We start from the raw sequence: 13160 nt of genomic DNA, 5'->3' as shown, positions 1-13160 counted from the left end.
CGTCCGTGAAAGGACACCTCACCATGACCACCACACTCGACACCCCACCCGTTCAGCGGTCCGAGACCCGGACCGCCCTCGGCGTCCTCGACATCGACGCGAGCGGGAAGGGGCACCTGCGCGGCGAGAACTGCCTGCCCGCACCCACCGACCCCGCGGTCTCCGCCGCCCTGATCCGCCGCCACGGCCTGCGCAAGGGCGACCTCGTCGAAGGCACCCTGGGCGACCGGCGCGGCCTCACCGACGTCGTACGGGCCGACGGCCGTGCGCCCGCCAAGCTGCGCGGGCGCCGGCACTTCCGGGACCTGACGCCCCTGCATCCGCACCAGCGGTTGCGCCTCGAACACCCGGCGTCCGGTCTCGCCGGCCGGGTCGTCGACCTGATCGCGCCGGTCGGCAAGGGTCAGCGCGGGCTCCTCGTGGCCCCGCCCAAGACCGGAAAGACCGTCCTCCTCCAGCAGCTCGCGGCCGCCGTCACCGGCAACCATCCCGAGTGCCGGCTGATGATGCTGCTGCTCGACGAGCGGCCCGAGGAGGTCACCGACATGCGGCGCGGCGTGCGGGGCGAGGTCTACGCCTCGACCTTCGACCGCGGCGCGAAGCAGCACATCGCGCTCGCCGAGCTCGTGATCGAGCGGGCCAAGCGGCTCGTCGAGGCCGGTGAGGACGTCGTCGTCCTCCTCGACTCGCTGACCCGGCTGTGCCGGGCGCACAACAACGCGGCCGCTTCCGGTGGCCGCATCCTCACCGGCGGCGTGGACGCGTCGGCGCTGACCGGCCCCAAGCGGTTCTTCGGTGCCGCCCGGTCGGCCGAGGAGGGCGGCTCCCTCACGATCCTCGCGACCGCCCTGGTGGAGACCGGCTCCCGGGCCGACGACTTCTACTTCGAGGAGCTGAAGAGCACCGGCAACATGGAACTGCGCCTGAGCCGGGACCCGGCGTCCCGCCGCGTGTTCCCTGCCGTCGACATCACCACATCCGGCACCCGCCGCGAGGAACTCCTGCTGTCTCCGGCCGAGTTGGCCGCCACCCACGGGCTGCGACGGGTGCTCCGGGGCCGCGACGCACAGGGCGGTCTGGAGACCCTCCTGGAGCGGATGCGTGAGACGCCGGACAACGCGGCGTTCCTGCGGCGCGTCCAGCCGACGCTGCCGTCGGCGGAGTGACGTCCGGACGGTCGCCGTGCGGCATCCGGGTGCTCGCGCGTGATGTCCGGCCCGGTCGTCGCCGTCCACAGCCCACCCATTCCTACGTTGATCATATGATCCACGGATTCTCTTCCCGGGTGGCCGTGTCGGCCTGTGCCTTCTGTGCGGCAGGCCTCCTGGCTGTGACGTCCGCCGCGGCAGCCGACCCCGACCGGGCGGAGGCCAGTCCGCCGGCCGGGCCCAAGGCTGCCGCCCCGCACCCCTCGCTGCTGCACCGCCCGGGTCTGCAGGTCCGGCCGCGCGCCGGGGCGCCCCGTGTCCCCAAGGTCTCCGCCCTGTCCTGGCTGGTGGCCGACGCCCGCACCGGCGAGGTGCTCGCCGCCCGCAACGCGCACCGCAGGCTGCCCCCGGCCAGCACCCTGAAGACGCTGTTCGCCCTCACCGTGCTGCCCTCGCTGCCGGCGGGCATCCGGCACACGGTCCGCGAGCGGGAGCTGAGGGGCATCGGTGCCGGCAGCAGTCTGGTCGGAGTCGCCGAGGGCCGTACGTACCGGGTCGCCGACCTGTGGCGCGGGGTCTTCCTCAACTCCGGCAACGACGCCGTGCACGTCCTGGCCGAACTCAACGGCGGCTGGCGGGCCACCGCGGAACGGATGCAGGCCAAGGCCCGGTCGCTCGGCGCCCTCGACACGCGCGTGGTCTCACCGGACGGCTACGACGCCCCGGGCCAGGTGTCGTCGGCGTACGACCTGGCCATCTTCGGTGCCGTGGGGCTGCGCAACCCCGACTTCGCCCGGTACTGCGCCACGGTCGAGGCAAGGTTTCCCGGCGGCGGCGGTTGGTCGTACCCGATCCGCAACACCAACCGGCTGCTGAGTGGCGCCCGGGGGGTGAAACCGTACCCGGGGCTCATCGGCATCAAGAACGGCTACACCAGCAAGGCCGGCAGCACGCTCGTCGCGGCGGCGCGCCGGGACGGGCGCACCCTCGTCGTCACGGTGATGAACCCTCAGGAGGGCGGCGGGTCCGCCGTGTACGAGGAGGCGCGCTCGCTTCTGGACTGGGCGTTCAGGTCGGCCGGGAGCGTCGACCCGGTGGGCTCGCTCGTCGCGTCCCGGACCCCCGCGCGGCCGGACACGACGACACCGCCCGCGGTCGCGGCGGCCGTGCCGCAGGAGGCCGCGGGGTCCGCCTGGTCGACGGCGGGTCTGGTCGCGGGTGCCGCCGGGCTGGGCGTGGCGGTCGTGGTGCTGGTGCTGCGGCTTCCGGTCCGCAGGCCCGGACGGAGCTGAGCGGCAGGCAGCAACAACAACAGCAACAGCAACAGCAACAGGCCCAGGGTGATCCAACGGGGTCGGTGGCGCGCGGGTTGCGGGCGCGTCGTGGCTTGGCGCGTGGTTCTCCGCGCCGCTGACGCAGCACAGCGGGCCCTGCCGGGAAATTCTGTCAGAACACCGACAGCCCGGTCAGCGTCGTGAATCTGTCCAGGGCCGCCACACCCGCCACCGAATTGCCCCGCTCGTCCAGGCCCGGGCCCCATACGCACAGCGTGCAGCGGCCCGGGACCACCGCGATGATGCCGCCGCCCACGCCGCTCTTGCCGGGAAGGCCCACGCGGTAGGCGAAGTCGCCCGCCGCGTCGTACGTGCCGCAGGTCAGCATAATCGCGTTGATCTGCTTGGCCTGGCTGCGGGTGAGCAGCCGGGTGCCGTCGGCCCGGATGCCGTGCCGGGCGAGGAAGGTCGTGGCGAGCGCGAGGTCGGCACAGGAGGCGGAGAGGGAGCACTGGCGGAAGTACTCGTCAAGGAGCGTCGGCACGGGGTTGTCGATGTTGCCGTACGACGCCATGAAGTGGCCGAGCGCGGCGTTGCGGTCGCCGTGTGCGCTCTCGGAGGCGGCGACCTCCTGGTCGAAGGTCAGCTCCGGATTGCCGCTCTCGGCCCTCAGGAACGCCAGCAGTTCGCCCGAGGCGTCACCGGTGCGGGTGTGCAGCCGGTCGGTGACGACGAGCGCGCCCGCGTTGATGAACGGGTTGCGCGGGATGCCGTTCTCGTACTCCAGCTGGACCAGGGAGTTGAAGGGGTTGCCGGAGGGCTCGCGCCCCACGTGCTCCCAGAGGGCGTCGCCCTCGCGGGCGAGGCCCAGGGCGAGGGTGAAGACCTTCGTGATCGACTGCGTGGAGAACGGCTGCCGCCAGTCCCCCACGCCGTACACCGTGCCGTCGAGCTCGGCGACGGCCATGCCGAAGCGGCGTGGATCGCAAACGGCGAGCGCCGGGATGTAGCCGGCGGGCCGGCCGCGGCCGGGTGTCCGTTCGATCTCCTCGGCAATGAGTTCCAGGACCGGCTGGAAGGTCGTCGTCGACGTCATGATCACTATTGTCCCCCTGCCAGTCCCGGTGCCTACGCGCAGGTCAGGCACGCGCCGGGCCGCTGCCGGCCAGGACCTCGGGGCGCAGCAGACCGGCGAGCCTGTCCGGCCGGCAACAGGCCCTTCTCCAGGACCAGTTCGTGGGCGAACGCGTCTCGCGGCACGGACATCGCGGTGAGCGGCCCGCGCACCGGAACACCGTCGCGGCCTTGACGGCGGTGGGGTAGACGTCGTTGGTGGACTGGCTGAGGTTGACGTCCTCGTTCGGGTGCAGGTCCCGGTACTCGCCTTGGCGTGGCCCAGCAGTTCCAGCGCCCGGTTCGCCACGACCTCGTTGGCGAGCGCCCCCGAAGGGGCGCGGGGAACTGCGCGATCGGCCACGGACGGCCGGCAGACCGCCGGCGACCCGCAGTCCTCGTGGAAGCGGGCCTACGAATCCGGCCTACGCGTCAGCAGGGCACCGCAAGGGGATCCAGCGCGCGGACCGGCCGCACGCACCCCACCGGTTCCCCACCCCCGAGCAGCGCTTCGCCCGCGAACTCGGTGAGCAGCTCCGCGTCGACGCCCGCCCTGGCCAGGGCCGCCGCGGCAACCGGCACTCGCGCCCGGTTCGCCCCATCGGCGATCTTCACCGCCACGGCCCGGCCATCCGGGAGCGCGGCGACCTGCACGCCCTCGAAGCCGTCCTTGGTGAGCAGCCCGGGCACGGCCCGCATCAGCACGGCGACGTCCCGGCCGGAGCCGGAGGCCATCTCGGCGTGCTCGCGCATCGCGTCGGCGACCCGGGCCTCGGGCGTGCCCGGCGCGGCGGTGGCGATCCGGGCGGTGGCCCGGGCGAGGCCGTGCAGGGAGAGGGAGAACAGGGGCGCGCCGCAGCCGTCGACGGTGACCTGGGCGATGCGCTGTCCGGTGAGGTCCTCGACGACCTCGGCGATGGCCTGCTGGAGCGGGTGGTCGGGGTCGAGGTAGTTCGCCAGCGGCCAGCCGTTGAGGGCGCAGGCGTAGAGCATCGCCGCGTGCTTGCCCGAGCAGTTCTGGGCGAGCCGTGAGGGAGGCCTGCCCTCGCGCACCCAGGCGTCCCGGACCACCGGGCCGAAGGGCAGGTCCGGGACGTTGCGCAGGTGGCCCTCGGTGAGCCCGGCGAGTTCGAGGATGCGCCGGGTGCCGGCGAGGTGGCGTTCCTCGCCGGAGTGACTGGCCGCGGTCAGCGACAGCAGTTCGCCGTCGAGCGGGAGCCCGGCCCGGACCATGGCCACGGCCTGGACGGGCTTGATCGCGGAGCGGGGGTAGAAGGCGGCCTCGATGTCTCCGGTCTGGAGCTGGACCTCTCCGTCGGCGCCGAGGACGACAACGGAGCCGTAGTGGATGCCCTCGACGATTCCACCGCGTATGAGGTGGGCGACGGGGGCGTGGACGGGTTCACGGACCAGGGGTGCGTCCGCGCGGGAACTGCTGAGCATCACTGCCTGCTTCTCGTGGAACGGCGCGTCCGTCACGCGCCGGATCCGGTGGTGGACATGCGCCCGACGGGGCCTTGGTTCGACATGGCCGGAACGTTTCTGCACGCCTTCGTGCAGGGACTGCTCGCTCACGCCTCGGGGCCGCCTTCCGTGGGGGTGTCCGTGCGCGGGGAACGGACGATGTCGGTGAGGGTCGTCTCGACGCGGTCGAGGTGGTGGGCCATCGCCTCCACCGCGTCGTTCTCGGAACCGTCGGTCAGCGCCTCGACGATCGCCCGGTGCTCGCGGTTGGACTGCTCGCGGCGGCCGCCCAGCTCGTTGAGGAACGCGGACTGGCGGGCCAGCGCGTCCCGGATCTCCTCGATGACCCGGCGGAAGACCGGGTTCTGGGCGGCCTCGGCCACGGCGAGGTGGAACAGTGTGTCCATGGCGACCCAGGCGGTGGTGTCCGTCTCCCGTTCCATCCGGTCCAGGAGGTGGGCCAGGTGGTCGAGGTTCTCCGGGGTGCGGCGCCGGGCCGCGTACCCGGCGACCGGGATCTCGACGTGGCGGCGCACCTCCAGCAGGTCGCTGGCCGAGTAGTCGCCGAAGGTGGGGTCCTCGACGGCACTGGCGACGACGAAGGTGCCCTTGCCGGTCCTGGAGACGGTCAGACCCATGGTCTGCAGCGCCCTGAGCGCCTCGCGCAGCACGGGCCGGGAGACCTCCAGGGTGCGGCACAGCTCCGCCTCCGAGGGGAGCTTGTCGCCGATGGCGTAGTCGCCGCGCTCGATGGCACCGCGCAGATACGCCAGCACCGCTTCCATGGCACTGACGCGACGCACGGGCTGTCCGGCTGTCCGGCTGTCTGACAGGTTCACGGAGGTGATCCTGCGGGGCGCGGGAGGCCGCTGTCAAGGAGCCGCCACGGAACGTTCAGCGAGCCGTAGGCCCGCGTACGGGCACCCCGCCCCCGCCCCGCCCCTGCTGCCCGCGACCGGTCAGCTGTGCAGCACACCCGCGCCGAGCAGGCCGAACAGCAGGACTCCCACCACGATCCGGTAGATCACGAAGGCGTTGAAGGAGTGCTTGGCGACGAACTGCAGCAGCCAGGCGACGGAGGCGTAGGCCACGACGAAGGAGACGGCCGTACCCACGACGAGGGGGACGACGCCCACGCCGGCACCCAGGGCGTCCTTGAGTTCGTAGAGGCCGGCGCCGGTCAGGGCGGGGATGCCGAGGAAGAAGGAGAGCCGGGTGGCGGCGACGCGGTCCAGGTCGAGGACGAGCGCCGTGGACATGGTGGCGCCCGAGCGGGAGAAGCCGGGGAAGAGCAGGGCGAGGATCTGGGAGCTGCCGACGAGCATGGCGTCCCTGAACGAGGTGTCGTCCTCGCCGCGCTTGTGCCGGCCCGTCTGGTCCGCCGCCCACATCAGGCCGCTGCCGGCGAGCAGCGAGCCGGCCACCACCCAGAGCGAGGCGAGCGGGCCCTCGATGAGCGGCTTGGCGGCGAGTCCGACGGCGACGATGGGGACGGTGGCGCAGATGACCCACCAGGCGAACCTGTAGTCGCGGTGGTGCCGCTCCTCGCGGTCGGTGAGCCCCCGGAGCCACGCGGAGACGATCCGCACGATGTCCTTGAAGAAGTACACGAGCACCGCGGCGATCGCGCCGACCTGGATGACGGCGGAGAACCCGACCACGGCGTGGTCGTCGACGGGGATGCCCATGAGCCCCTCGACGATCTTCAGATGGCCGGTGGAGGAGACCGGCAGGAACTCGGTCACCCCCTCGACGGCTCCGAGAACGACGGCCTGACCGACACTGATGACGCTCATGGGATCCAGTTCTGCTCGGGAAGGGCGGGAGCGGAGGAGCCAGTCCTACTCCACGCGGACGAGAGCGGATCTCACCCGCGCGCGAGCGCTGCCCCCGCGAACGCCCTCTCCCCCGCCTCCGCCGGCCGCAACACCCGGTGGGAGACGGCCCGGTCAGTCGTCAGGGCTTCGCGCACACCCGGGGCGGGCGGCAGCGGTTCACAACGATTCCTTACCCTGCGTGTCCGTTTCGACCGGGATGCGCGTCAATTCCCGGCGGGTGGTTCGCAGACCGCCACGCCCCGCTCCCGGACACTGCCCAGGATCAGGTGGCCGCCCGCTTCGCAGACGCTGGTGACCATGCGGTAGCCGGAGCGGCGGCGGGCGAGGTGGTGGAGGACGCGGCCCGCGTCGTCGAAGGCCAGTACGGCGATCGTGCCGGCGGGCCGGAACGGGGCGCGTAGGGCCGCCCGGGCGGCGGCGCCACGGACGGCGGGTGCGCCGCGGTGGAGCAGGTCGAGGACGGGAACCCGGGGGCCGGCGAGCGCGACCCAGATCGGTCCGTCCGGCGCGCCGCGCCAGAGGTTGTCGGGCATGCCCGGGAGGTCCTCGGCGAACGGCTCGCTCTGGAGGGGCACCGCCGGAGGGATACGCCGTACCGGGTCGCCTACCAGCCCTTTTCAAACATCCGGGCGACCTCGGCGATCCGCATGTCGTCACGGTGGTAGCGCACGCGGCCCGCGGAACGGCTGGTGCGCAGCATGCCGGTGGCCGCGAGCAGGCGGAGATGGGTGGCGGCGGCCGGGCGGGTCAGCGAGAACCGCTCGGCGACGGCGTCCGCGGTGACCCCGTCCGCGGCGGGGCCCGGTTCCTTCAGCCAGGCCAGGATGCGCAGCCGTGTCTCGTCGGTGGGAGTCCTCAGCATGTCGTGCCCCTGCCTCGCGGCTTCGCCCTCTTGCCGCGTCTTCCCACTGTCTCGCAGTCGAACCCGCCGCGTCCGGCACTCCTCATCGTTGACCGATTCCGAACTGCCTTACATGGTCGAAGAGTTCGGGACGCGGACGGACCGGAAGGAAGGGGGCGGGTGAGAGGGGCGAGCCCTCCGCCCGCGGCTCGTGGCTCGCGCGGGCGGAGGGAGTCGGTTCAGGCGTCGAGCCGGACGACCCGGACGGCTCCGGCCGGGACCACCAGGCGGCCGGCGGCGCGCTCGCCGGTCAGCAGCTCGGTGCCGCTGGCCTCCAGCGGCACCTCGGCGTCCGAGCCGGTGTGGTTGACGGCGAACAGGTAGGTGCCCGACTCGCCGGTGCGGCGGACCAGTTCGACGTCCCGGGGCAGGTCGGAGCGCGGGACGAGCCGGGCGTCCTCGCTCGCCATGCCGAGCAGCGCGTCCAGGCCGTCGGCGCCGAGCCGGGTGGAGACGTACCAGGCGGTTCCCTCGCCGAGGCGGTGGCGGGTGACGGCGGGCAGACCGGTGGCCAGCCCGCCTGCGTACGTCAGGATGGTCTCGGCGCCGCGGGGCACCACGAACTCCGTCCACACGTCGGCGCCCAGCTCGGTCCCGTCGGGGCCGGTGACCCGCACCCGTTCGCCGGGCAGCAGCGGTGAGAACTCCTCGACGGTGAGACCGAGGACGTCCCGCAGCGGGCCCGGGTAGGCGCCCTCGTGGACGGCGTCGTGCTCGTCGACGATGCCGGAGAAGTACGAGACGACGAGCGTGCCGCCGTTCTCGACGTAGGCCCTCATGTTGCGGCCGGCCGCTTCCGTCATCAGGTACAGAGCCGGTACGACGACAAGGGGATACCTCGACAAGTCGGCTTCCGGATAGGCGAAGTCGGCGGTGAGGTGGCGGTCGTAGAGGGCCTCGTAGAAGGCGTCGGCGCGCTCGCGGGCGTCGTGGTCGACGCTGGGGCGCCAGTCGAGGTTCTGCGCCCACCAGGAGTGCCAGTCCCACACCACGGCCACGTCGGCCTCGGTACGGGTGCCGCGGATCTCGCTCAGCGCCTCGAGGGACGCGCCCAGTTCGACGACCTCGCACCAGACGCGGGTGTCGGTGCCGCCGTGCGGGACCATCGCCGAGTGGAACTTCTCGGCGCCGCGCCGGGACTGGCGCCACTGGAAGAACATGGCGCCCTCGGAGCCGCGCGCCACATGCGTGAGGGAGTTGCGGGCCATCTGGCCGGGGGCCTTGGCGGGGTTGCGGGGCTGCCAGTTGACACCCGAGGTGGAGTGCTCCAGCAGCAGCCAGGGGGCGCCGCCGGCGACGGAGCGGGTGAGGTCGGCGGCCATCGCCAGATTGACGTGGGTCCGGCGGCCGTCGGTGATCAGGTAGTGGTCGTTGGTGACGAGGTCGACCTCGCGGCCCCAGGCCCAGTAGTCGACGGAGTCGCACTGGCTCAGGGCCGTCATGAAGTTGGTGGTGACCGGGACGCCCGGCGAGAGGCGGTGCAGGATGTCCCGCTCCGCGACGAAGTTCTCGCGCATGGTGGCGTCGGCGAACCGCTTGTAGTCCAGCGCCTGGCCGGGGTTGACGGCCGCCGGGGTGAGCCGGGGCGGGTTGATCTGCTCGAGGTCCGTGTAGCGCTGACCCCAGAAGGCCGTGCCCCAGACTTCGTTGACCGACTCGACCGTGCGGTACGTCGTCGCCAGCCAGCGGCGGAAGTGGGCGGCGCAGGAGTCGCAGTAGCAGGCCGAGACGGGGACGCCGTACTCGTTGTGCACGTGCCACATCGCCAGGGCCGGGTGGTCGCCGTAGCGCTCGGCGAGCCGGGTGGTGATGGTGGCGGCGGCCGCGCGGTAGTCGGCGTTGCTGTGGCAGATCGCCGCCCGGGAGCCGAACTCGTAGCGCACGCCCTCGGCGGTCACGGGCAGCGCTTCGGGGTGGGCCCGGTAGAACCAGGCGGGCGGGACGACGGTGGGGGTGCCGAGGCCGACGCGGATGCCGTGCTCGTGCAGCAGGTCCAGGAGCCGGTCCAGCCAGCCGAAGTCGTACGCGCCGGGTGAGGGTTCCAGCAGCGCCCAGGAGAAGATCCCGACGCTCACCATCGTGACGCCGGCCTCCCGCATCAGCCGGACGTCCTCCTGCCAGACGCTTTCCGGCCACTGCTCGGGGTTGTAGTCCCCACCGAAGGCGAGCCTGGTGAGGCCCCTGGGGGTGGTGTCCAACATGGATGGCCTCCCGGTCGATCGGTCAGATTGGGAACGTGCACACACAAAGGATGCACTACTGAAGCCAACATAACGGCACAGCAACAATCGCTCACCAGCGTCCAGGATGTTTCTCTACTGTGAACGCTCACAGACACATGGCAGGTCCCCGCGGCGACCTCGGGCCCGGTCTCGCTGACCTACTGGACCTGGGCCCCCGGCATGGGCAAGGTCGTGGACCTGTGGAACAAGGGGCCGGGCAAGAAGGACCGGATCACCGTCACGGTGAAGAAGCAGGCGTCCGGTGACACGCTGGTCACCAAGATCCTCACCGCGCACAAGGCGGGCAAGGCGCCCGACCTCGTGCCGGCGGGTCCGTCCTGCTGCCGCAGATCCTCTCCCCGTACGCGTCTACCTCGCGCGGATCTATGCCGTCGCCGCGGTGCCCGCCGACGTGGTGGAGGCCGGGCGGATGGACGGTGCCGGCGAGTGGCGGATCTTCACGCACGTCACCATGCCGTATCCCCGGCATGGTGACGGTGTTCCTGTTCCAGTTCGTGGCGATCTGGAACAACTTCCCGCTGCCGTACATCATGTTGAGTGACGACGAGAGGTTCCCGATCACGCTCGGCCTGTTCACGTTGCTGGAGCAGGGCGCCAACACCCCGGCGCCGTGCACGCTGGTGATCACGGGCGCGTTCCTCGCGCTGCTTCCGCTGGTCGCCCTCTTCCCGGTCATCCAGCGGTTCTGGAGTCTGGATCTGCTCTCCGGAGCCGTAAAGTCATGACCATGAACGCTGCGGGGGGCAGGCGCAGGCCGCCCACGATCCACGACGTGGCGCGCGAGGCGGGGGTCTCGCGCGGCACCGTCTCGCGTGTGCTCAACGGCGGCCACTACGTCAGCCCCGCCGCCCAGGAAGCGGTCAACGCGGCCATCCGCAGGACGGGTTACGTCGTCAACCGGCACGCACGCTCCCTGATCACCGGGCGGTCGGACTCGATCGGCTTCCTGCTCACGGAGCCGCAGGAGCGGTTCTTCGAGGACCCCAACTTCAACGTCCTGCTGCGCGGCTGCACCCAGGCGCTCGCCGCGCACGACATCCCGTTGCTGCTGATGCTGACGGGCACCGAGGACGAACGGCGGCGCATCGCGCGGTACATCACCGCCGGGCACGTCGACGGGGTGCTGCTGGTCTCCAGCCACTCCGGCGATCCCGTCGCCGAGCAGCTGCGCGGGGCCGGTGTGCCGCTGGTGGCGTGCGGGAAGCCGCTCGGGCTGGGCTCGAAGGTCAGCTACGTGGCCGCCGACGACCGCGACGGCGCCCGCGACATGGTGCGTCACCTGCTGTCGCTCGGGCGGCGCCGGGTGGGCATGGTGACGGGGCCACTGGACACGCCCGGCGGTGTCGAGCGCCTCGCCGGCTACAAGGAGGTGCTCGCGGAGGCGGGCCTGGACTTCGACGAGCGTCTCGTCGTCTCCGGCGACTACAGCCGGGCGAGCGGCGAGGCGGGCGCCGAGCGGCTGCTGGCGCAGGCCCCGGACATGGACGCGGTGTTCGTCGCCTCGGACCTCATGGCCCAGGGTGTGCTGACCGCCCTGCAGCGGGCGGGGCGGCGGGTGCCGGAGGACGTCGCGGTGGGCGGTTTCGACGACTCGCCGGCCGCGGTCGCCTCCAGCCCCGAGCTCACGACCATCCGGCAGCCCTGGGACCGCATCAGCGCCGAGATGGTGCGGGTGCTGCTCGCACAGATCGGGGGCGAGGATCCGGCGGCGGTGATCCTGCCGACCGAGCTGGTCAAACGGGAGTCGACGTAGGGGCCGCTTCCCGGCGGGGGGCGCCCACTGCATGCACGGTCATTGAACGCCGCACCGGTGTTACCGTTCCCATATGGCGGGGAAAACGGCTGGTGCGCTCGAGGACAGGTGGCGGGACATCCTGTCGGCGCACGCGCGCACGATGTGCGAGATCGACCGGGCGCTGCATCCGCACGGTCTCGGCGCGTCCGACTTCGAGGTCCTGGACATGCTCGCGACCGCGGCGCCCGAGGAGGGCGAGCAGTGCCGGGTGCAGAACCTGGCGGGGCGGGTCCATCTCAGCCAGAGCGCGCTGTCCCGGTTGATCGCCCGGCTGGAGAAGGACGGGCTGGTGACGCGGTCCGTGTGCGTGGAGGACCGGCGGGGGGTGTGGGTGGCCCTGACGGCCAAGGGCCGTGAGCTGCACGCCGAGGTGCTGCCCCTGCAGCGCGCCGCACTGGCCCGGACCCTGGGCGAGTAGACCGCCCGGGCCCGGACAGGGTCGGTCGTCCTACGGGCGTGCCAGCAGGGTACGGACTCCCTCCGAGGTGAGCGTCAGGCGGTGCTCCGAGCTGCCGTCGATGGTGAGCGACAGATCGTCGGCCGGCCACTGTGCGGCGAGGGCGCCGAGCGGCACCAGGCGGTAGCGGGAGACGAACGGCAGCAGCCCGGCCATCTCCACCTCGGAGGTGAACACGGGCACCACCGGCTCACCGCCCGGCTGCTCCAGCACCGGCAGCGCCACCGCCGAGGGACTGGCGGCGTCGGCGTCGTTCGCGTCGTCGGGCACGGGGATGAGCACGTCGCTGTTCGCGAGCGCGTCCAGAGCCACCGTGTCCTCGGTGTTCTCGGTGAGGACGTCCAGAGCCCGCTGGGCGGGCGTGGGCGTAGGGTCGTTTGCGGGTGTCTCCATGGCAGATTCCCTGGTAGCGGCGATCGTACGGCCCACCCGGCACATGGTTCGCCCCGGGCGCGGTCCTGCTCGCGTACCCGAACGGGCCCGGGGCAATCCTGGTGGATCTCCTGGGTTCGCCGAAGCACAGCGGAGATCCGGTGCCGACGTGCCGGGCCCTCTCGTCGGGGACTGGGACGCCGGTTCGGGCTACGACCTGGGCGCCGGCCGGCCCGGCGCGCGGACGTGACGGCGGTGTTCGCCTCCAACGACCAGATGGCCCTCGGCCTGCTGCACGCCCTGCACGAGTCCGGGCGTTCCATCCCCGGGGAGGTCAGCGTCGTCGGCTACGACGACATCCCCGAGGCGGCGCACTTCCTGCCCCCCGCTGACGACGGTGCGTACGGACTTCACCGAGATCGGCACCCGCTCGCTGCGGCTCCTCCTGGACCGCATCGACGGCCCGGGCGCCAGCCGGGCGTCGACACCCTCGTCCCTGTGGACCTCGTGGTGCGGGCCGGCACCGGCCCGCCCCCGGCGCGCTGACGGGCCTGG

At 72.2% G+C, this 13160-nt stretch carries 11 protein-coding genes and 5 pseudogenes; 7 read left to right on the top strand and 9 right to left on the bottom strand.

The annotated features are described in order from the left end of the window. Positions 1-23 precede the first annotated feature (23 nt). Positions 24-1166: a transcription termination factor Rho gene (rho, locus tag ACZ5TL_RS15865; protein WP_468590260.1), complete on the top strand. Its 1143-nt coding sequence runs from the start codon at positions 24-26 to the stop codon at positions 1164-1166. Positions 1167-1261: 95 nt separating this feature from the next. Then, a complete protein-coding gene (locus ACZ5TL_RS15860; RefSeq protein WP_468590259.1) occupies positions 1262-2440 on the top strand; it encodes a D-alanyl-D-alanine carboxypeptidase family protein in 1179 nt (392 codons plus the stop codon). 154 nt (positions 2441-2594) lie between these two features. On the opposite strand, the gene ACZ5TL_RS15855 is transcribed toward ACZ5TL_RS15860, so the two are convergent. From ACZ5TL_RS15855 to ACZ5TL_RS15820, 8 genes and pseudogenes are all read right to left on the bottom strand, one after another. Beyond that, positions 2595-3518 carry a glutaminase gene (locus ACZ5TL_RS15855; protein WP_468590258.1) on the bottom strand — a complete coding sequence of 308 codons (924 nt, stop codon included), beginning with the start codon at positions 3516-3518 and terminating at the stop codon, positions 2595-2597. A gap of 131 nt (positions 3519-3649) precedes the next feature. Continuing rightward, a pseudogene (locus ACZ5TL_RS15850) lies at positions 3650-3857 on the bottom strand (lyase family protein); the annotation flags it as partial. 110 nt (positions 3858-3967) lie between these two features. Beyond that, positions 3968-4978, bottom strand: coding sequence for an asparaginase (locus tag ACZ5TL_RS15845; protein WP_468590524.1), 1011 nt, complete (start codon positions 4976-4978; stop codon positions 3968-3970). 128 nt (positions 4979-5106) lie between these two features. Continuing rightward, the gene (locus tag ACZ5TL_RS15840) at positions 5107-5784 is read right to left on the bottom strand and encodes a FadR/GntR family transcriptional regulator (RefSeq protein ID WP_468590256.1); all 678 of its coding nucleotides are present in this window, start codon (positions 5782-5784) and stop codon (positions 5107-5109) included. A gap of 174 nt (positions 5785-5958) precedes the next feature. Next, the gene (locus ACZ5TL_RS15835; protein WP_468590254.1) at positions 5959-6795 is read right to left on the bottom strand and encodes an undecaprenyl-diphosphate phosphatase; all 837 of its coding nucleotides are present in this window, start codon (positions 6793-6795) and stop codon (positions 5959-5961) included. Positions 6796-7040: 245 nt separating this feature from the next. After that, positions 7041-7403, bottom strand: a pseudogene (locus tag ACZ5TL_RS15830) (SMP-30/gluconolactonase/LRE family protein); the annotation flags it as partial. Positions 7404-7441: 38 nt separating this feature from the next. Further along, positions 7442-7699 (bottom strand): ArsR/SmtB family transcription factor, encoded by a 258-nt coding sequence (locus ACZ5TL_RS15825; RefSeq protein WP_468590253.1) that lies wholly within the window; start codon positions 7697-7699, stop codon positions 7442-7444. A 218-nt stretch (positions 7700-7917) separates the two neighbouring features. Then, a complete protein-coding gene (locus ACZ5TL_RS15820; protein ID WP_468590251.1) occupies positions 7918-9939 on the bottom strand; it encodes a beta-galactosidase in 2022 nt (673 codons plus the stop codon). Between the two features lie 153 nt (positions 9940-10092). On the opposite strand from ACZ5TL_RS15820, the pseudogene ACZ5TL_RS15815 reads away from it, so the two are divergent. The 4 genes and pseudogenes from ACZ5TL_RS15815 to ACZ5TL_RS15800 all read left to right on the top strand — a co-directional run. After that, positions 10093-10290, top strand: a pseudogene (locus ACZ5TL_RS15815) (sugar ABC transporter substrate-binding protein); the annotation flags it as partial. Positions 10291-10292: 2 nt separating this feature from the next. Further along, a pseudogene (locus ACZ5TL_RS15810) lies at positions 10293-10706 on the top strand (ABC transporter permease subunit); the annotation flags it as partial. Continuing rightward, complete coding sequence (locus ACZ5TL_RS15805; protein WP_468590250.1) at positions 10703-11734, top strand: LacI family DNA-binding transcriptional regulator; 1032 nt, start codon at positions 10703-10705, stop codon at positions 11732-11734. The pseudogene ACZ5TL_RS15810 and the gene ACZ5TL_RS15805, both read left to right, overlap by 4 nt. Positions 11735-11807: 73 nt before the next feature. Further along, positions 11808-12194 (top strand): MarR family winged helix-turn-helix transcriptional regulator, encoded by a 387-nt coding sequence (locus tag ACZ5TL_RS15800; RefSeq protein WP_468590248.1) that lies wholly within the window; start codon positions 11808-11810, stop codon positions 12192-12194. A gap of 30 nt (positions 12195-12224) precedes the next feature. Here ACZ5TL_RS15800 and ACZ5TL_RS15795 read toward each other — a convergent pair whose 3' ends face one another. Next, positions 12225-12626, bottom strand: coding sequence for an SseB family protein (locus ACZ5TL_RS15795; RefSeq protein WP_468590246.1), 402 nt, complete (start codon positions 12624-12626; stop codon positions 12225-12227). Positions 12627-12762: 136 nt separating this feature from the next. Here ACZ5TL_RS15795 and ACZ5TL_RS15790 point away from each other — a divergent pair. After that, a pseudogene (locus ACZ5TL_RS15790) lies at positions 12763-13151 on the top strand (substrate-binding domain-containing protein); the annotation flags it as partial. Positions 13152-13160 lie beyond the last annotated feature (9 nt).

This window comes from Streptomyces sp. NPDC033136, from assembly GCF_055578235.1.
Note: the sequence above shows the minus strand (reverse complement) of the source record. Positions and strands in the feature narration are given on the sequence as shown.

Coding starts and splice junctions, on each gene's coding strand:
- rho (WP_468590260.1), top strand. CDS start 24: ATGACCACCACACTCGACACCCCACCCGTTCAGCGGTCCGAGACCCGG.
- ACZ5TL_RS15860 (WP_468590259.1), top strand. CDS start 1,262: ATGATCCACGGATTCTCTTCCCGGGTGGCCGTGTCGGCCTGTGCCTTC.
- ACZ5TL_RS15855 (WP_468590258.1), bottom strand. CDS start 3,518: ATGACGTCGACGACGACCTTCCAGCCGGTCCTGGAACTCATTGCCGAG.
- ACZ5TL_RS15845 (WP_468590524.1), bottom strand. CDS start 4,978: ATGCTCAGCAGTTCCCGCGCGGACGCACCCCTGGTCCGTGAACCCGTC.
- ACZ5TL_RS15840 (WP_468590256.1), bottom strand. CDS start 5,784: ATGGAAGCGGTGCTGGCGTATCTGCGCGGTGCCATCGAGCGCGGCGAC.
- ACZ5TL_RS15835 (WP_468590254.1), bottom strand. CDS start 6,795: ATGAGCGTCATCAGTGTCGGTCAGGCCGTCGTTCTCGGAGCCGTCGAG.
- ACZ5TL_RS15825 (WP_468590253.1), bottom strand. CDS start 7,699: ATGCTGAGGACTCCCACCGACGAGACACGGCTGCGCATCCTGGCCTGG.
- ACZ5TL_RS15820 (WP_468590251.1), bottom strand. CDS start 9,939: ATGTTGGACACCACCCCCAGGGGCCTCACCAGGCTCGCCTTCGGTGGG.
- ACZ5TL_RS15805 (WP_468590250.1), top strand. CDS start 10,703: ATGACCATGAACGCTGCGGGGGGCAGGCGCAGGCCGCCCACGATCCAC.
- ACZ5TL_RS15800 (WP_468590248.1), top strand. CDS start 11,808: ATGGCGGGGAAAACGGCTGGTGCGCTCGAGGACAGGTGGCGGGACATC.
- ACZ5TL_RS15795 (WP_468590246.1), bottom strand. CDS start 12,626: ATGGAGACACCCGCAAACGACCCTACGCCCACGCCCGCCCAGCGGGCT.